This window comes from Kitasatospora sp. NPDC059795, from assembly GCF_042732175.1.
GTDB lineage: Bacteria > Actinomycetota > Actinomycetes > Streptomycetales > Streptomycetaceae > Kitasatospora.
On the sequence record NZ_JBHWID010000027.1, the window covers coordinates 31,705 to 47,912 of the forward strand.

The window sequence follows — 16,208 nt, forward strand, 5'->3', positions numbered from 1 at the left end:
GCCCGTCGGGACGGCACCTGGCAGAACGCGGCAGGCCGTCGGCAGGACACGGCCGCCGGTCGGCGGCGGCTCGGCGACCGGACGAGAGCGGACCCGGACAGAAGGAGGCCCGGCGGTGGCGGAACGCGGCGCGAAATGGCCGTGGGTGGTGGTGGTCCTGGGGGTCCTCGCCATCTGGGCGTTCCAGCCCGGCGACGACTCCGCCCCGGCTCCGGCCGGGGTCCCGCCGGCGGACGCCGCCTCGGCGCCGGCCTCCGGCTCGCCCGCGCCCGACTCCTCGTCCTCGCCGCGCACTTCGGGCGACTACACGCCGCCGCACTTCGTCCCGGAGGTGCGCACGTACGCCGCCGAGGCCGGGATCGACCCGCAGCTGCTGATGGCGATCCTGTTCAACGAGTCGTACAAGCCGCACGGGCCGGACGTCGAGCGGGCCTGGCAGAAGATGAAGCCGGAGGCCTCGTTCGGCGTCGCCAACATGCACCGCGCCGCGTACGAGGAGTGCCGCCGGGGCCGGCCGTTCGCCGACCGGCCCTGGGAGGACCTGCCGGACGATCCGGCGCTGGCGGTGCGGGCGGCCGCCTGGCACCTGCACGACCTGGGGGCGCAGCTGCCCGCGAAGTGGTCGGGTTCGTACAACCGGAACGAGTTGATGGCGCTCGGCTACAACACGGGCGCGGGCAACATGCTGGCGTTCGCGCGGGGCGCGAACCCGGGCCCGGAGGCGCGGTCGTACCTGGACCGGCTGCACGACAACTGGACGAAGTCGGGCGAGCTGGTCAAGGCCTGACGCGGGGTCGGCGTTCGGCGCGCTCCAGTTCGGCGCGCGGGTAGGGCGTCAGTTTGCTCTCCCTCAGCAGGCGGCGGTGGAACTCGTCCAGGACGACGGCGGTCGGGGCGTGCCGGTCGAGCAGGGTGGCGACGGGTCGGGGCACGTCGGCGGGGCGGTGTCCGTCGAGCCAGCGGCGCAGGTGTCCGGTGGGGTCGGTGTCGTCGCGGCGGGGGGCCGGCAGGTGGTGCCGGAGCAGGTGGGCGGCGGTGTAGTGGCGGTCGTAGCCGCGGTGGTCGGCGGCGAAGCGGCGCTCGGCGGGGGTGAGGTCGAAGCGGGCGCCGAGGGCGAGGCCGAAGTCGGCGAAGGCGATCAGCCGGCCGTCGGTGAGGATGTTCCTGAAGTGCGCGTCGAAGTGCAGGAAGCCGCGCCCCTCCATGAACCGGGCGCCGCGGGCGAGTTCCTCGGCGGCCCACAGGTGCGGGGCGCCGGTGCGGTCGGGGTGGTGGTGCAGCCAGTCCGCGAGGGTGTGCGGGAGGTGTTCGAGGAAGAGCACCAGGCTGTGCGAGGCCCGGCCGAGGGCCTCCAGCCGGCGGCGCACGGCCGGGTGTCCGTCCCAGTGCGCGACGGCGCCGTCGACTCCGCCGAATTCGTCCATGAAGCCGGTCGGCGGGGTGTCGGGCAGCACCCGCCAGTGGTGCATCAACGGAAAGCCGGGGTGGGAACGGTCGAGTACCCAGTGGGTGGTGAGGGTGTGGGCGGCGAGTTCGCGCCAGGCGCCGAAGCCGGCGGAGCCGATGCCGTACTGGTAGAAGCCGGGGAGCTCGAACAGATTGGCGGTGCTGCGGAGCTGGGCGGGCTCCAGTTCCAGGTCGGTGAGCGGCACCCGCTTGACGAACACCCTGGTCCCGTCGATCTCCAGCGCTCCGGCCCGCCCGCCGACGCCGACGGGCCCGGACTCCCCTTCCGTGTGCAGGAGTTGGCGCAGCTTCCGGTCGCCGAGCAGGGCGAGCGCGGCGCCTGCCTGCCGGTGGGTCCGGATTCGCGCGTCGGTCCCCCGGTCCTCGGCCTGCCCCATCGACGACTCCCTCCTCCGGCACCCCGATCCGGTCGAGCGTACAAGGGCCTTGCGCCTGCCGGGCCTGGCGGCGGGGTCAGTGGTGCCAGGCCTGTCCGCCGGTGTTGTGGATGAACCGCTGGAGGACCTTCATCGTGGTCAGGTACTCCTCGTCGGAGATGCCGGCGTGCCGCTCCTCCCGCAGCTCGTCCTGCCGGGCGGCCGCCACGGCGAAGAACTCCCTTCCCTTGTCAGTCAGTTCGAGCCGGGCGTCGGCGTCCTGGGTGATCCAGCCGTGTTCGAGCGCGCCGTCGATCTCGATGTCCAGGCCGGCCTGCCCGGTGTCGAGGTAGCCGCGCAGGACGGCGGAGACCTCGTCGCGGGTGCGCGGAGTGTCGGCGTGGGCGACCTGGTTGAGCACCCACCACTGCGGCTGGGTGAGGCCGATTTCGCCGAGCACGCCCCGGATGCGGGCGACGACGGCCTTGGAGGCCGCCCAACTCCAGTACCCGATGGGCTGCTTGATCAGTTCGGCGTCGCTGTGCGAGTACTCCATGGTCGGGTCCTCCCGGTCGTGTCGATCACTTCGGTGCGACCGAGCCTAAAAATTGAAGTCCGCTTGAGGTCAAGCCCGCTGTTCGCCGGGCGCCCGTCGCGATCACACACCGCTCCTTTAGGCTGACTGTCCGTCAATTTCCTTGCCATGGAGGGACACCGATGTCCGAGGACCTGCTCATCGCCAAGATCAGTCACGGTTTCGACCACCTCGACGCGGACGGCGACGGCCTGCTGACCGAGCGGGACCATGTGCTGATGGGCCGCTCGGTGGCGCGTTCGCTGGGCCGCCCGTCGGGGTCGCCGCAGGAGCAGCGGATCGTGGACGCGTATCTGGCGATCTGGCGCGAGGTGCACCTGCCGCGGCTGCCCGCCGGGGTGCAGGCGATCGGGCGGGCGCAGTTCCTGGAGTCGACGGCGGCGCTGGCGGACGATCCGGCGGCGGCGGAGGCGGTGCTCGGCGGGCTGGCCCGGGCATTTCTGGCGGTCGCGGACGCGGACGGCAACGGGGCGGTGGACGCGGACGAGTTCTTCCTGTTCCAGCGCGGCCACTTCCCGCAGTTGCGGCGGATCGACGCGGACACCGCGTTCGCGCACCTGGACCGGGACGGCGACGGCGCGCTGTCCCCCGAGGAGTTCGTCGGCGCGATCGTGGAGTACTGGAGCAGCAGCGATCCGCAGGCGCCGGGGAACTGGTGGACCGGCAGCCCGCAGGGCAATCCGGACCCGACCACGCTCTGACGCCCGATCTCCCAATGGCACCTTCCGGGGCCGCTGTTGACTGTTCCTCAGGTCGGTTTGACCGGCGCGGCGGGCCTCGGGCAGCCTGGTGGACATGACAGATCTGGATCTTGCCGGGTGGGTGGCCCGGGTCGATGCCGAGACGGCCGGGGCCGGGGAGGTCGAGCGGATCGCGCACGCGCACCGGCTGGCACGGGAGTTGGCCGAGCTGGGGCACCGGCTGGTGGAGCACTACCTCGCGGCGGGCCCGGCGGGCGCGGCGGCCGAGGCCCGCTACGAGGAGGCCCAGGCGGCGGAGGACGAGGTGGACGCGCTGCTGGACGCCGCGCAGCAGCGGGCCCTGCGGCTGGGCCACCGCGAGACCAACACCGTCCACCTGCTGCTGGCGCTGACGGCGGTGGACAGCGCGGCGCCGGCGGTGCTCGCGGGTCTGGGGGTCGCGCGGGAGGTGTGGGAGGCGGCGCTCGCGCAGGCCTGGGAGGGCCATGTGTGGCGGGAGTTCCCGGTGCCGCGCGGCGAGTTCCCGCCGTACTCCTCGGTCGCGTCCGGGGTGCGCGACCGGCTGGCCGGCTCGTCGAGCCCGGCGGGCCTGTTGACGGAGCGGCTGCTGCTGGCGGTGCTGGGCGCGGACCACGAGGGCCCGGGCCGGGTCGCGCTGCACGTGCTGGGCCTGACCACCCAGCAGGTGCGCCGCGAGCTGACCCGCCGCCTGACCGCGGCCTGAGCCTCCGCCCGGGTCCTCCGGATCCTCCGCCCGAGCCCGGCCTCCGGGACGGCGACGCGCCCTCCGCCGTCCCGCCATTGCCGTGCGGCGGCGGGCAGACTGGGAGGCATGACCGCTTCTCAGGGGCCGGGTGGCCCGATCGAGCACAGCGAGGCGCACAGCGGGGCGTTGGGCAGCCGGTTGAACTGGCTGCGGGCGGCGGTGCTGGGCGCGAACGACGGCGTGGTGTCGACGGCGGGCCTGGTGGTGGGCGTGGCGGGTGCGAACGCCACCTCGACGGAGCTGCTGACGGCGGGCCTGGCGGGCCTGCTGGCGGGTTCGCTGTCGATGGCGGCGGGCGAGTACGTGTCGGTGAGCACCCAACGGGACGCCGAGCAGGCGGCGCTGGCGCTGGAGCGGCGGGAGCTGCACCTGACGCCGGAGGCGGAGCTCGCGGAGCTGGCGGGCCTGTACGAGGCGAAGGGCCTGGACGCGGACCTGGCGCACCAGGTGGCGGTGCAGCTCACCGCGCACGACGCGCTGGCCGCCCACGCGGAGACCGAACTCGGCATCGACCCGGACGAGTTGACCGATCCGTGGCATGCCGCGTGGGCCTCGTTCGCGGCGTTCACGGTGGGTGCGATGCTGCCGCTGCTGGCGATCGTGCTGCCGCCGCCGGCGCACCGGGTGTGGATCACGGTGGTGGCGGTGCTGGCGGCGCTGGTGGTGACGGGCTGGGCGAGCGCCCGGCTGGGCGGCGCGGATCCGCGCCGGGCGGTGCTGCGCAACGTGCTGGGCGGCGGCATCGCGATGGGCGTCACGTACGCGGTCGGCACGATCCTCGGCGCGTCCACGGGCTGAGCTCCGCAGGCCGAGCTCCACGGGCCGAGCTCCACGGGCTCAGGTCCACCGGCTGATGTCCACCGGCCGCGCCCTCCGGGCTGCGTACGCGTCGGGGCCCGTGCCGCGAGGGTGCGGCACGGGCCCCCGGCGGGCGGTCAGTAGCGCAGGTCGGCGGCGATCCGGCCGGCGTCGGAGAGGGTGCCGTCGGGGACGAAGGAGACCTTGGCGCCCGCGTCGAGGGCACGTTCGATGACTTCGTCGACGATGTCCTCGCGGGCCCCGGGTTCGTCGGCGGAGGCGGGCACCAGGTGGTCGCCGTCGTCGCGGACGGTGGTGCGGAAGTTCTCCTCGACGACCAGCAGGGCGGTCCGGCCCTCGCCGACGGTCTGCCACACCTCGTCCAGGCCGGCCGCGAAGGCCTTGCGGCCGCGGGCCTTGTCGAGCTGGGCGAGTGCGGCGGAGATCTCCTGGTCGGCGTGGGCGCGGACGGCGGGTTCGACGACCTTCCGGACGGTCTCGGCGTTCGCCTGGGCGAGGCCGCCGTGCGGGACCTGGGCGGTGGACTCCTTGGCGATCGGTCCGACGGCGTCCAGCAGGGCGAGCGCGGGGGCGTCGCCGAACACGTACAGCGGGCGGGGGTCGGCGGCGAGCACCTTGCCGATCTCGGTGTCGGCCTCCCGCAGGAAGGTCTTGGTCTCCTCGTCGCGGAAGGTGCTGGGGGTGTCGCCGATCTGCTCCTGGCGTTCCGGGTCGGGGTTGTCGTACACGCGGATCAGCGGGAAGCCGTAGTCGGTCTCCTCGGTGACGCGTTCCTGGTTGCCGCCCCACAGCACCACCCGGTCGGCGGCGATGGCGAGCACCCAGTACGGGCGTTCGGCGATCTGGGCGGCGACCAGGTTGCGGGTCAGGAAGGTGTCGGAGAGGACCACCCGGGCGGGGGCGGTACGGCCGAGTGACCACACCTGGTGCTCGCCGGGTGCGGCGAGGATCGCCAGGCCGTCCTCGGCGTGCACCAGGTCGACCTCGGTGAGGGCCCGGTCGAGTTGCCCCAGCACGTCGATCCGGACGGCGCGGTCGACCGCGGGGTCGTTCTGGACCTTCTCCTTCGCCTCGGCCACCAGGTTGCGCAGCCGGACCGGGTCCTGGGCGTTGTCCGGCTCGCGCCGGTGCGTGGGCATCAGGATCGACACCGCCGGGTACGGGCGCGGCCGGCGCAGCTCGGCGAGGACGGCGGGGCTGAGGGCGGGGTGCATGGAGACCCTTTCCGAAGGCGGTTCGGCCTTCTGTGCGTGGACGCGCGAAGCCTGGTTCTACTCCCGAATGTCCCAAATGTACTCATCTGCCCTGCCGTGCGCCGGGGCGCTCGCCCGCCCGACACGCCGCGTTCGGCTACCGCCTGTCACCTGCGCGCCGCCTGCTCCCGCCCTGCCGGGCGAGACCGCCACCCCGCCTGCTCCCGGCCCGCCGGGCGAGGTGGCGGGCGGCGAGGTGGGCCGCGGTGGCGGCCAGTGCGCCGAGGGTGTAGCCGAGCAGGTCGGAGGCGTCGAAGGTGGTGCCGAGGGCGAGCCGGGCCAGCCGGCTGCGGGCGGCGAGCGTCTCGGGGACGCCGGTGAGCTGGAACGCTTCGACGGCCCAGCTTGCGGCGAGTGCGGCGGCGCCGGCGGTCCACGGCCGCAGGCGGGGTGCGGCGGCCATCAGCAGGGTGTGCAGCAGCGCGGTGTAGAGCGCACCGCCGAGCAGTGCCCCGGCGGCGGGCGGCAGCAGGCCGGGGCCGACCAGGCCCAGTACCAGGACGGCCGCGGCGGCGAGCAGCCACCCGGCCCGTCCGGCCGACTCCGGCCGCCGCTCCGTCAGGCGGGGTGCTGTGGCGGGGGGCTGGTGCGGGTCACCGGTTCGCATCCGGACAGCCCACCACACGGCCCGGTCACGGTGTCGGGCGGGGCGGGTTCCGGGCGCCCGGCAGGATCGGCCGGACGGACCCCTAGGGTGGGGGCATGCGGACCATCGAGTTGACCTGCGACCCGGCGTTGGACCGGGCGGTGCGGGCGGTGTGGCGGCAGTTGGCCGACGGTGGGGTCGACTCGCTGGCGGACAATCCGCACCCGGCGCACCGGCCGCACCTGACGCTGGCGGCGTGCGGGGCGATCGGGCCGGAGCAGGAGGCGGTGCTCGGTGAACTCCTGTCCGGCGCACTGCCGTTGGAGGTGCGGTTCACCGGCCTGCTGTCGTTCGCGGCGCGCAGTCGGCGGCGGGTGCTGGCCTGGGGCGTGGTGCCGAGCCCGGAGTTGGTGGATCTGCACCGCGAGGTGTGGCGGGTGCTGTCCGCCGCTCCGGATGCCAATCCGCTGTACCTGCCGGGCCGTTGGATGCCGCATCTGGGTTTGACCCGGCGGGTCGAGCCGGCCGGTCTCGCGCGGGCCCACGAACTGCTCGGCCGTCATCCGGACGTGGCGGGAACCCTGGACGCGGCGCGCACGTTCGACTCCGGGACGCAGCTCACCGTCCCGTTGCCGCAGGGCCGTTGAGGGCCGCTTCCGCCGAGGCTCGGAGCGCGCCGACGCTCCCCGTCGAACACCCTGACCTCCCCGGCGTACGCCCCTTGTCCTGGTGAAAGGCGCTTCCCTGGCACGGTCGGGTTTGATTGACTTCCGGTCATGACCTCCCGTGTGTTCGAGACCGTGCCGCCCGACCCGATCGCCTACCTGGATCGACTGGCCGTCTCGGATCCGGGTCTCGACTACAAGGCGATGATGCTCCGGGCGCTGGCCGCCGAGCGCGGTCACACCGTGGTGGACCTGGGGTGCGGCCCGGCCACCGATCTGGCGGTGCTGGCCGAGGCGGTCGGCGCGGAGGGCACCGTGTACGGGGTGGACCACGACCGGGAGGCGGCGGACGCGGCCACCGACCGGACGGCGCACCTGTTCCAGGTGGCGGTGCACCTCGCCGATGTGCACGATCTGCCGCTGCCGGACGCGAGTTGTGACCGGGCCCGGACCGACCGGGTGCTGCAGCACGTCGCGGATCCGGCGCTGGCGCTGCGCGAGGCGCGCCGGGTGCTGCGTCCGGGCGGCCTGCTGGTGCTGGGCGAGCCGGACTGGGGCACGCTGACGATCGACCACCCGGAGCCGTCGCTGACCTCCGCGTACACCCGGTACGTCACCGACCATGCGGTGCGCAACGCCCGGATCGGCAGTCAGCTGCCCCGGTTGGCGGCGGAGGCCGGGTTCGAGGTGGTCGACGTGCAGCCGATCACGCCGGTCTTCCGGGAGGTGGGCGCCGCCGACCGGGTGCTCGGTCTGCAGCGCGTCACCGGCCGGGCCGTCGCGGCCGGTTACCTCTCCCCCGCCGACGCGGACCGCTGGCTGGCCCACCTCGCCACCGGCCCGTTCCTGGCCACCGTCACCTTCCACGTGGTGACGGCGCGGGCCTGACGCCGCGCGGTCGCCGGCTCAGGCCCGGTCGCCGGCTCAGGCGCGGCCGAGGGCCCGGTCGACGGTGATCTCGATGACCACCCGCTCGGGGTTCTCGCGCGGCTGCCGGTAGCGCTCGGCGTAGCGGCGTTCGGCGTCGGCGACGGACGCGGCGTCCTGGCGGATCACGGCGCGCCCTTCGAGGGTGGCCCAACGGGCCCGGTCGACCTGGCAGATGGCGACCCGCTGCCCGGCCTCGCCGGCGGCCAGCACGTTCTGGACCTTGCGGCTCTCCCGGCTGCTGATGACCCGGGCGATGCCGGTGGCGGGGTCGAAGGTGGAGCCGACGGGGACGACGTGCGGGGTGCCGTCGGGGCGCAGCGTGGTGAGGGTGCACAGCTGGTACTCGCGCCAGAACGCGAGGTAGGCCGGGTCGAGGTGGTGGATGTCGTGTGCCATGTCGGCATGGTACGGCCGGGTCTCGGGCGGTCCGGCGCGGGCCCGCCCGGTGGGGTGTGCGGCGGGCCGGGTAGCGTCACCGCTGGTGGGGGCGGTCCCTGCCGGGTGTGGCGTGCTGTTGGAGGGGGTCCGGGGTGTCGACGGTGGGGGTCCGGGAGGGCGGGCGACTGCCGTTCGCCGCGCGGGAGTTCGCGGTGGACGGGTTCGGCGGCGCGGGGGCGGCGGAGGGTCCGAAGCGGCGCGGGAAGCTGTTGCGGGAGCGGGTGCCGTTGGAGTCGCATGCCCGGTTGGCGCTGTCGGCGGCGCGGCCGGAGGTGGTGGCGGCGGTGGAGTCGGCGAACGCGGGCCGGCTGTCGCACCTGGTGCCGCTGCGGGTGGGGCGGATGGCGGCGTCGCCGTTCGCGTTCCTGCGCGGTTCGGCGGGTCTGATGGCGCACGATCTGGCGACGACGCCGGTCAGCGGCATCGCGGCGCAGGTGTGCGGGGACGCGCACGCGGCCAACTTCGGCCTGTACGGGGATGCCAGGGGCCGGTTGGCGCTGGATCTGAACGACTTCGACGAGACGGTCGCCGGCCCGTGGGAGTGGGATCTGAAGCGGCTGGTGGCGAGCCTGGTGCTGGCGGGCCGGCAGCTGGGGGCGGACGAAGCCGCGTGCCGTCGGGCGGCGTTCGACGCGGCGGCGACGTACCGGCGGACGGTGCGGCGGTTGGCGAAGCTGCCGGCGCTGGACGCGTGGAACGCCTGGGATGCCATCGCGGAGCACCAGTTGGTGGAGTTCGCGGGTGCGCACGAGTTGACCGAGGTGCTGGCGGCGGTGTCGGCGAAGGCGCTGCGCAACACCGGCGCGAAGTTCGCGGCGCGTTCCACTGTCCGTACGGAGGACGGGGGTTGGCGGTTCGCTCCGGCGCCACCGGTCCTGGCGGAGGTGACGGACCGTCAGGCCCGCTTGGTGGCGGAGTCGTTGGCGTCGTACCGGCACACGGTGCCGGTGGAGCTGCATCCGCTGCTGGACCGGTTCCGGGTGCAGGACGTGGCGTTCCGGGTGGTGGGCACGGGCAGTGTCGGCACCCGCTCGTACGTGGTGCTGCTGACGGACCGGCGGGACGGTCCGCTGGTGCTCCAGGTGAAGGAGGCCCGTCCGTCGGTGCTGCTGCCGCACCTGGTGCGGGCCGGGTTCCCGATACCGGCGGAGGGCGGCCACGAGGGCCGCCGGGTGGTGCTCGGGCAGAAGCGCATGCAGGTGGTGTCGGACCCGCTGATGGGCTGGACCACCGTCGACGGACTCCCTTACCAGGTACGGCAGTTCCGCAACCGCAAGGGCAGTGTGGACCCCGCCTCGCTGACTCCCGCCCAGCTCGACGACTACGGCCGTCTCACCGCGGCGCTGCTCGCCCGCGCGCACGCCCACACCGCCGACGCGGCGCTGCTCGCCGGCTACTGCGGCAAGGACGACCGCCTCGACGACGCCCTGGCCGCGTTCGCCGTCGCCTACGCCGACCGTTCCGAGGCCGACCACGCCGCGCTGCTCACGGCGATCCGCTCCGGCCGTCTCCCGTGCGAGCCGCCGGCCTGACCGTTCACGCCTCCGGCAGCCGCCAGTCGTACGGGATGAGGTCGTCCGCCCAGCGGTCCGTTCCGGCGAGGGCGCCGATGGCTTCGGGGGTGCGCAGCAGGGTGCGGTTGCGGAGCAGGTCGCGGCGTTCGGCGGGAGTGAGGGCGCGTTCCTCCGGGCTGAGGTTGAGGGGGTGTTCGGCGGGGAGGGCGGGGTTGCCGTCGATCGGGCAATCTCCCGTGACGTTGAGCCGGTCGCCGTGCGGGGTCCGGTAGTCGAGGCGGAACTCGGTGCCCCAGCCCGAGTTGTAGCCCCAGCCGTGCGAGCGGTCGTGGACCGGGCGGGCGCGGCGGCGGAACGTCCAGTACAGCGGGAAGCGGTCGGCGACCCCGGCCTCGGCGTGCCGTCGGCCGGCCCGGATCCTCACTCCCGCGCGGGCGTAGAGGAGTTGGCCCAGCATCAGGCCGGGCCAGAACACCTCGGTGACCTCGATCGGCGCGTCCGGGTCGTCGGCCTGCTCCACTTCGACGATCTCGTGCAGGAACGGGTCGAACGGGCCGGTGCCGTCGAAGGGCGTCATGCCGAGGTCGGCGAAGAACGCGCGGTACCCGGCGACCGGCAGGCCCAGCCACGGCTGTACGCCGCCGCCGTCGGCGCGCGGCGGCTGGTACCCGTACAGCAGGATGTCGCTCACCCGGTTCAGCGCGTACAGCTCCCGGTCCAGGAACTGGCCGGTGGGCTCGGACTCCACGACTTCCCACCACCGGGTGGCGTACTCCCCGGCGCTTGCGAGGGTGCTGCGGTAGCCGCCGCCGGCGCGCTCCAGCCAGCGGTCGAGCGCGTTGCGGGTCGACGGCTCGCCCTCGCACTCCATCAGTGATTCGTACAGTTCGCGCGCTTCCACCCCGTTGTTCACGACGTGCAGCGTAGGGGCCTCAACTGCCGTGCCGCCACGGCATTTCGGGGATCGGGAGTCGGCCGTGGCGGGTCCGATGAGGGCGACCGGGGAGTTTGCCGACGGACCCGAGGTGAAGCCGTACCGGCACGACGATGTCGAATGCCACCGCGTCCGGTCGGCGTTGCGCGGGCGCCGGCCGCCTGCCGGGCGCCTGCCGGGCGCGTGGCAGGCCGGGCACGGGGTCGGGGCGCTGCGGGCGGGTGCAGAGCCCGGCGCCGAGGTCCTGGTGCACGCCGGTATCCACACAGATCACTGCTGGTGGCAGCCGATCGACGGGCGCGGGGTCTACGTGGCCCGCCTGGTGCGGGACTTGCGCATGGACATCGCCCTCGTCGTCCGCAGGCTGCGGACCCGGGCCCGAGCCGCCTGCTGGACCGAGCAGGGGGCGGATTCGCCATGGCCGCAGGCGTGTTGGCGGCGCTCGCCCGCGCGGGGGACGCCGAGGCCCTCTCTTCCGGATCTTGCCGGGCGATCTTGCCGGGCGCGCGACGCCGGATCGTCCGCCCCCGGCCTGGCGGCTGGGAGGTGCCCCCACCCCCGGCCCCAGGGGGCCGAAGGAGCCGCACGCTGATCCGACAAGATCCGGAAGAGAGTGCCTGGGCAGGGTCCCGGCGATCACGAGCGGAGCCGGATGACGAGTGCGGCTGTTCAGCCGGGCACTCGGCCGGGAAACCCCGGCCGAGCGTCCGGTGCGGTCGTCCGTCGAGCTCGGCGGCGAAGGCGGCCGGGCAGCGCCCTGGCCCCTCGACCACGCGTCACCGGTCAGGCCACGTAGAGCTTCCACGCCTGGTTGTCCCAGCCGTTGCAGTTCCAGAGCCACACCGTGTCGCCGTTGGTGCCGATGTGGCCCAGATCCCCGTCCAGACACTGCCCACCGTTCCGGTTCACCAGCGTGCTGCCGTTCCAGCCCCACGCCTGGTTGTCCCAGTTGTTGCAGCTCCAGAGCCACACCGTGTCGCCATTGGTGCCGATGTGGCCCAGATCCCCGTCCAGACACTGCCCACCGTGGGCGTTCAGGATGGTGTACCAGCCCGTACCGCGCACCGCGTCGGGCACCCAGATCCACGTCTGGTTGTCCCAGCCGTTGCAGCCCCAGAGCTGCACCTTGGCGCCGTTGTTGCCGATGCCGTTCAGATCCCCGTCCAGACACTGCCCACCATGGTTGCTGCGCATGGTGACGCGGTAGGTCACGCTTGCCACCGCCTGGCCGGCGGGCTTGCTGTGCGTCGTCGGGATCTGCGACATCGAGGTCACATCGATCACCGTCGGTGCCCCGGTGGTGGTGGCGGCGCTCGCAGTCTGGGACAGCCCCAGAGCGGCCATGCCGACGGTCACCGCGGCGGCGAGCAGTGCTGAGCCCTTACGCGTACGCATGGTTCGGCCCTCCCCTTCTCCGAGCTGCACTCGGAGCTCAACTCCCCACCCAGAGTGGCGAGTTCATGACAGAGTAGTGGCCGGACACCGGCTTCAGAAGAGGGCCGCGCAGAGCAACCTGCCCCCCTTCGGCCCCGGGCCCTCACCACCTTCGACCCGCCCCATGCCCGGAACAACGAGCCGATCGACCGCGGTCATGTGATCGACCGGACAGCTCCTGGTGCCCCGAGAAGGCGCTGTCCTCCCGATAGTGGCGGGTGCGTTTCCCCTGTTCAGGCATAGTGTCGGCGTCTCGGTGGCAGAGTCGGGGTGTCATGTCGTCTCTTCGGTGGAGGTGCCGGATGCCGTCGGTGATGGGGCCGTTGGAGGGGCGCGAGCGTGCTGCTCAGCAGCGGGTGGAGGTTCTGCAGGCCGAGCTGGAGGAGGCGGAAGCCGTATGGGACCAGTTGGTGATTACCCGTCGGACGGTGGTCGAAGTCCTGGCAGCACCTCATGCGGGCGAGGGGGCGCCGCAGGCCGGGGTGGCCGTTGAACGGCCGGCGCGGATCGCAAGGGCAGTGCCCGACTCAACTGCCGGCTCGTCGGGCGGACGCAGCCACAGGTAGTTGTCGCGCTCCGCGGCGATCAGGGACAGGTTGCCGGCCTCGCTGGCTTGCGGACCGCACTCCAAATGGTGTTCGGCGCCCGCGGCCACGGTGACGACGACCTCCGGACTCGCGCACCAGTCGATCTTGAGTCGAACCGTGTGCGGCCCGGGTAGGAGATCCAGCGAAACGGACTTGCCGCGACGGACCGTGGCGACGTCGGCGCCGTTGACCAGGATCGTGCAGGCGCGCCACTCGTCCCGCAGACGCGTGGAGTCACGGGTGACCCGCACGCTTCCGACCGCCGAGGCCCGATCGTTCATGACGTCTCTCTCCTTCCTAACGTGCCGTTGGGTGTCGACGACGGGTCGACATGGTGCCGGGCTGGTCCCGCAGGTGCGGCGGGACAAGGAACCGCGGCCGGTTGAAGCAGACGATCGCGATCGCCGTCCAGGAGGTGGTGACGACGCCGACGAGGAGGATCAGCATCACGACCACCAGGGCCACGGACGGCCGCGGCGGATTCGCGCCTCCTATGGCACCCACGGCTTTGAGGTATCCGCCCAGGCCGATCATCACGCCGAGGAAGTAGTGGAACACGCCGAGCACCAGCAGGGCGCGCTCCGCTCCGGCCCGCACGGCGGGTGTGGCGAGTGCCACCGCCCGGGGCGCGAAGGGGGCCTGGCCTCGCCAGCTCCGCACCCCACGCCGGACGAACACCGTTCCGAACCCCAAGGCGCACAGGGCGACAAGCGTTGTAACGATCATCCTTCAGGCCTACCAGTCGAAGAAGTCGGCGACGGCGTTGATCATCCCATTCGCCACCTTGAGCCTTTTCAGCGGTGAAGCTCCAGGGTGAGGACTGCCTCGGCTGCTGACGTCAGCCGGTTCGGGCTGCAACGTGCGTGGCGGAAGATTCGCCGGCGCTTGACGGTGGCGACGCCGCGTTCGACGGGGTGACGGAGCCGGGCGTGGGCCCGGTTCAGCGACCGCTGCCCAGTGGTCAGCTCCTTGCGGGCGGGGCGTCCGGTCGGCACGGCGAACGTTCCGTCGGCGCCTGTGTACGCCATGTCGGCCAGGGCCGGGATACGCAGCCGGACGCAGGTCCTGACGATGCGGTGGGTGCGGGCGGCGGTGAGGTCGTGGGTGCGGCCGGGCAGGGCGCGGGAGATCCACACGAGCTTGCCTGTCGGGCCGGTCATGACCTGGCAGGTCGGTGACCTGGTGGACGTAGGCATGGGCGGTGCCGACGCTGATCCGGAAGCCGGCGGCGATCTGGGCGAGGGTGTCGTGCTTGCGCAGGTGGACCGGCGCGACCAGAGCCCGCTGAGAGGGCCGGAGTTTGCAGCGGCGGTCACCCTCGCGGGTGACGATGAGCATCGTGACCCACCCGACGAGCGCGCGCGGCAGGTCCAGTGCGGCAGGACAGGTGACAACGAGACTCCCTGGCCGAACGCGCCGCCGTGCTGCGGGCCGTGCTCGCCGTCGACCCGGCGGGCAGTCGACGGGCGCTGACGCAGGGACTGCGGGACTGCGGGTCCGGGGTCCGGCTGCCGGCCACCGCTCATGTGCCGCTCGGGCGGCGGGCGGTGGGCGGCGGATCGGCTGACAGCAGCGTGCGACCCTCGGGGCGGCCGACCGGAGCAGGTCGTGGTGGGCGTCCCGGTGGCGGGGGTGGGCGTCGGGTCGAGCGGTCGGGGCGTGCAGAATGGCGGCATGCGGGTACGAACGGTGCAGGTCGAGGAACTGTCGGTGCTTCAGGAGATCGAGCGGGCCGCCGGCCGCTGGTTCCACGAGGTGGGGATGCCGGAGATCGCGGAGGACGAGCCGCTGTCGGTCGAGGAGTTGACGCAGTACGTCGATTCGGGGCTGGCGTGGGTGGCGGTGGACGACGCGGACCGTCCGCTGGCGTACCTGATCGCCGAACGGGTGGACGACGCGCTGCACGTCGAGCAGGTGTCGGTGCATCCGGACGCCGCGCGGCAGGGTGTCGGGCGGGCACTGCTGGAGCATGCGGCGCAGGTCGCGGCGGCCGAGGGGCTGCCCGCGCTGACGTTGACCACGTTCGCGGAGGTGCCGTGGAACGCGCCGTACTACGAGCGGTGCGGGTTCCGGCCGGTGCCGGCGGAGCGACTCGGCCCGGAGCTGCGGGAGGTGCGGGCGCGGGAGGCCGCGCACGGCTTGGACCGCTGGCCGCGGCTGGCGATGCGCCGTACCCTCTGAGCCACCCGGTGGCCCGCCCGGCTTCCGGCGACTGCCGCACCGCCCCCGGTGCGGGGCAGACGGGCGCGGGAGGAACCGACCATGGCAGTGGGCAACACCGGTGAGGGGCCGCCGGAGTTGACGGCGGAGCCGTGGGCGGACGCCTGCTGGATCGCGCCGGGCCGGACGTTCGCGGTGGGGCATCGGCCGGATTCGGTCACGGCGTGGTCGTACGGCAGTTGCTGCCACCTGACGGACGAGCCGGGAGCGCCGGTCGACGCCGCGGACTGGGGGTGCCCGCAGCTTCCGCCGGCCTGCTGATCCGGGTCCGCCCGGCGCAGGCTCCGGCTTCGGCTGCTGCGGCGGGAAAACCGCTGGCCGGACGGCCTCTCGGCGCGTCATGATCACCGCCATGAACACTTCCGCCGCCACCCTGCTGCTCGCGCCCCGGATCAACGAGACCGGTCTGCAGTTGCGCACGGCTGCGGGCCGGCGCGGGATGCGGGCGTTCACGGCGTCCTCCTGGCGCGCCCCGCAGGAGCTGACGGATCGTCAGGTTCACCTGTACGGCGGCCCGTTGTTCGCGGACGCGGTCGGCGGGGCGCTCGGTCTCGGCCTGTTGGAGCCGTCGGCCGCGTGGCTGGCCGAGCTCCCCCGCGAACTGACCGGTCGTGACGTCGAGTTGACGACGCTCGCGGCGGCCCGGCGGCTGTCGCGTCCGGCGTTCGTGAAGGCCCCGGCGGACAAGCACTTCGCGGCGCGGGTGTACGGCGACGGAAGCGAACTGCCGGGCCCGGAGCTGCTGGACGGGGATGTGCCGGTGCTGGTCAGCGAGGTGGTGCGGTTCGCCGTCGAGTACCGGCTGTTCGTGCTGGACGGCGCGGTGCGGGCCGCCTCCCGGTACGCCCGCGACGGCGAACTGTCCATTGCCGCGCCGGAGTCGGACGCAGCGGAGTCGGACGGCCCGGAGTCGGACGGCCCGGAGCTGTCGGCCCGGAGCTGT

At 73.5% G+C, this 16,208-nt stretch carries 18 protein-coding genes and 2 pseudogenes; 10 read left to right on the top strand and 10 right to left on the bottom strand.

The genetic code is table 11. The annotated features are described in order from the left end of the window. The first annotated feature begins 115 nt into the window (after window positions 1-115). Entirely contained in the window at window positions 116-787 is a 672-nt protein-coding gene (locus ACFV4P_RS33415; protein WP_380477251.1) for a transglycosylase SLT domain-containing protein, read from the top strand. Here the strand turns inward: ACFV4P_RS33415 and ACFV4P_RS33420 are convergent. Together ACFV4P_RS33420 and ACFV4P_RS33425 are read right to left on the bottom strand one after the other, a co-directional pair. Beyond that, on the bottom strand, window positions 777-1,844 hold the full coding sequence (locus tag ACFV4P_RS33420) for a protein kinase family protein (RefSeq protein WP_380477252.1): 1,068 nt from the start codon (window positions 1,842-1,844) through the stop codon (window positions 777-779). The two genes, ACFV4P_RS33415 and ACFV4P_RS33420, sit on opposite strands and share 11 nt — an antisense overlap. 76 nt (window positions 1,845-1,920) lie before the next feature. Continuing rightward, window positions 1,921-2,379, bottom strand: a complete 459-nt coding sequence (locus ACFV4P_RS33425) for a MarR family winged helix-turn-helix transcriptional regulator (protein ID WP_380477253.1) — start codon at window positions 2,377-2,379, stop codon at window positions 1,921-1,923. 161 nt (window positions 2,380-2,540) lie between these two features. On the opposite strand from ACFV4P_RS33425, the gene ACFV4P_RS33430 reads away from it, so the two are divergent. The 3 genes from ACFV4P_RS33430 (at window position 2,541) to ACFV4P_RS33440 (ending at window position 4,683) form a co-directional block, all read left to right on the top strand. Next, complete coding sequence (locus ACFV4P_RS33430; protein WP_380477254.1) at window positions 2,541-3,119, top strand: EF-hand domain-containing protein; 579 nt, start codon at window positions 2,541-2,543, stop codon at window positions 3,117-3,119. Between the two features lie 94 nt (window positions 3,120-3,213). After that, window positions 3,214-3,843 (top strand): Clp protease N-terminal domain-containing protein, encoded by a 630-nt coding sequence (locus tag ACFV4P_RS33435; RefSeq protein ID WP_380477255.1) that lies wholly within the window; start codon window positions 3,214-3,216, stop codon window positions 3,841-3,843. A gap of 108 nt (window positions 3,844-3,951) precedes the next feature. Continuing rightward, complete coding sequence (locus ACFV4P_RS33440) at window positions 3,952-4,683, top strand: VIT family protein (protein WP_380477256.1); 732 nt, start codon at window positions 3,952-3,954, stop codon at window positions 4,681-4,683. Window positions 4,684-4,820: 137 nt separating this feature from the next. Here ACFV4P_RS33440 and ACFV4P_RS33445 read toward each other — a convergent pair whose 3' ends face one another. Next, complete coding sequence (locus ACFV4P_RS33445; RefSeq protein WP_380477257.1) at window positions 4,821-5,918, bottom strand: chemotaxis protein; 1,098 nt, start codon at window positions 5,916-5,918, stop codon at window positions 4,821-4,823. A gap of 136 nt (window positions 5,919-6,054) precedes the next feature. After that, window positions 6,055-6,564, bottom strand: coding sequence for a DUF2809 domain-containing protein (locus tag ACFV4P_RS33450; RefSeq protein ID WP_380477258.1), 510 nt, complete (start codon window positions 6,562-6,564; stop codon window positions 6,055-6,057). Between the two features lie 95 nt (window positions 6,565-6,659). Between ACFV4P_RS33450 and ACFV4P_RS33455 the strand changes: the two genes are divergently transcribed. Together ACFV4P_RS33455 and ACFV4P_RS33460 are read left to right on the top strand one after the other, a co-directional pair. Beyond that, on the top strand, window positions 6,660-7,190 hold the full coding sequence (locus ACFV4P_RS33455) for a 2'-5' RNA ligase family protein (RefSeq protein WP_380477259.1): 531 nt from the start codon (window positions 6,660-6,662) through the stop codon (window positions 7,188-7,190). 129 nt (window positions 7,191-7,319) lie between these two features. Next, the gene (locus ACFV4P_RS33460; protein ID WP_073819376.1) at window positions 7,320-8,096 is read left to right on the top strand and encodes a methyltransferase domain-containing protein; all 777 of its coding nucleotides are present in this window, start codon (window positions 7,320-7,322) and stop codon (window positions 8,094-8,096) included. Between the two features lie 36 nt (window positions 8,097-8,132). Here the strand turns inward: ACFV4P_RS33460 and ACFV4P_RS33465 are convergent, their stop codons facing one another. Then, window positions 8,133-8,534: a pyridoxamine 5'-phosphate oxidase family protein gene (locus tag ACFV4P_RS33465; protein WP_073819377.1), complete on the bottom strand. Its 402-nt coding sequence runs from the start codon at window positions 8,532-8,534 to the stop codon at window positions 8,133-8,135. Window positions 8,535-8,641: 107 nt separating this feature from the next. Between ACFV4P_RS33465 and ACFV4P_RS33470 the strand changes: the two genes are divergently transcribed. After that, window positions 8,642-10,108 (top strand): DUF2252 domain-containing protein, encoded by a 1,467-nt coding sequence (locus ACFV4P_RS33470; protein ID WP_380477260.1) that lies wholly within the window; start codon window positions 8,642-8,644, stop codon window positions 10,106-10,108. Between the two features lie 4 nt (window positions 10,109-10,112). Here the strand turns inward: ACFV4P_RS33470 and ACFV4P_RS33475 are convergent, their stop codons facing one another. The 5 genes and pseudogenes from ACFV4P_RS33475 to ACFV4P_RS33495 all read right to left on the bottom strand — a co-directional run bounded on the left by ACFV4P_RS33475 (window position 10,113) and on the right by ACFV4P_RS33495 (window position 14,383). Continuing rightward, complete coding sequence (locus ACFV4P_RS33475; protein WP_380477261.1) at window positions 10,113-11,003, bottom strand: hypothetical protein; 891 nt, start codon at window positions 11,001-11,003, stop codon at window positions 10,113-10,115. An 804-nt stretch (window positions 11,004-11,807) separates the two neighbouring features. After that, window positions 11,808-12,419, bottom strand: a complete 612-nt coding sequence (locus tag ACFV4P_RS33480) for an RICIN domain-containing protein (RefSeq protein ID WP_380477262.1) — start codon at window positions 12,417-12,419, stop codon at window positions 11,808-11,810. Between the two features lie 490 nt (window positions 12,420-12,909). Next, the gene (locus tag ACFV4P_RS33485; RefSeq protein WP_380477263.1) at window positions 12,910-13,326 is read right to left on the bottom strand and encodes a hypothetical protein; all 417 of its coding nucleotides are present in this window, start codon (window positions 13,324-13,326) and stop codon (window positions 12,910-12,912) included. Between the two features lie 16 nt (window positions 13,327-13,342). Continuing rightward, window positions 13,343-13,663 carry a hypothetical protein gene (locus tag ACFV4P_RS33490; protein WP_380477264.1) on the bottom strand — a complete coding sequence of 107 codons (321 nt, stop codon included), beginning with the start codon at window positions 13,661-13,663 and terminating at the stop codon, window positions 13,343-13,345. 176 nt (window positions 13,664-13,839) lie between these two features. Then, window positions 13,840-14,383 (bottom strand): annotated as a pseudogene (locus ACFV4P_RS33495) (transposase family protein). 336 nt (window positions 14,384-14,719) lie between these two features. Between ACFV4P_RS33495 and ACFV4P_RS33500 the strand changes: the two are divergent. From ACFV4P_RS33500 to ACFV4P_RS33510, 3 genes and pseudogenes are all read left to right on the top strand, one after another. Beyond that, window positions 14,720-15,226 (top strand): GNAT family N-acetyltransferase, encoded by a 507-nt coding sequence (locus ACFV4P_RS33500; protein WP_380477265.1) that lies wholly within the window; start codon window positions 14,720-14,722, stop codon window positions 15,224-15,226. Between the two features lie 81 nt (window positions 15,227-15,307). Beyond that, complete coding sequence (locus ACFV4P_RS33505; RefSeq protein ID WP_380477266.1) at window positions 15,308-15,526, top strand: hypothetical protein; 219 nt, start codon at window positions 15,308-15,310, stop codon at window positions 15,524-15,526. 178 nt (window positions 15,527-15,704) lie between these two features. After that, a pseudogene (locus tag ACFV4P_RS33510) lies at window positions 15,705-16,079 on the top strand (ATP-grasp domain-containing protein); the annotation flags it as partial. Window positions 16,080-16,208: the final 129 nt, after the last annotated feature.

Coding starts and splice junctions, on each gene's coding strand:
- ACFV4P_RS33500 (WP_380477265.1), top strand. CDS start 14,720: ATGCGGGTACGAACGGTGCAGGTCGAGGAACTGTCGGTGCTTCAGGAG.
- ACFV4P_RS33505 (WP_380477266.1), top strand. CDS start 15,308: ATGGCAGTGGGCAACACCGGTGAGGGGCCGCCGGAGTTGACGGCGGAG.
- ACFV4P_RS33445 (WP_380477257.1), bottom strand. CDS start 5,918: ATGCACCCCGCCCTCAGCCCCGCCGTCCTCGCCGAGCTGCGCCGGCCG.
- ACFV4P_RS33480 (WP_380477262.1), bottom strand. CDS start 12,419: ATGCGTACGCGTAAGGGCTCAGCACTGCTCGCCGCCGCGGTGACCGTC.
- ACFV4P_RS33435 (WP_380477255.1), top strand. CDS start 3,214: ATGACAGATCTGGATCTTGCCGGGTGGGTGGCCCGGGTCGATGCCGAG.
- ACFV4P_RS33430 (WP_380477254.1), top strand. CDS start 2,541: ATGTCCGAGGACCTGCTCATCGCCAAGATCAGTCACGGTTTCGACCAC.
- ACFV4P_RS33485 (WP_380477263.1), bottom strand. CDS start 13,326: ATGAACGATCGGGCCTCGGCGGTCGGAAGCGTGCGGGTCACCCGTGAC.
- ACFV4P_RS33440 (WP_380477256.1), top strand. CDS start 3,952: ATGACCGCTTCTCAGGGGCCGGGTGGCCCGATCGAGCACAGCGAGGCG.
- ACFV4P_RS33450 (WP_380477258.1), bottom strand. CDS start 6,564: ATGCGAACCGGTGACCCGCACCAGCCCCCCGCCACAGCACCCCGCCTG.
- ACFV4P_RS33420 (WP_380477252.1), bottom strand. CDS start 1,844: ATGGGGCAGGCCGAGGACCGGGGGACCGACGCGCGAATCCGGACCCAC.
- ACFV4P_RS33455 (WP_380477259.1), top strand. CDS start 6,660: ATGCGGACCATCGAGTTGACCTGCGACCCGGCGTTGGACCGGGCGGTG.
- ACFV4P_RS33465 (WP_073819377.1), bottom strand. CDS start 8,534: ATGGCACACGACATCCACCACCTCGACCCGGCCTACCTCGCGTTCTGG.
- ACFV4P_RS33425 (WP_380477253.1), bottom strand. CDS start 2,379: ATGGAGTACTCGCACAGCGACGCCGAACTGATCAAGCAGCCCATCGGG.
- ACFV4P_RS33460 (WP_073819376.1), top strand. CDS start 7,320: ATGACCTCCCGTGTGTTCGAGACCGTGCCGCCCGACCCGATCGCCTAC.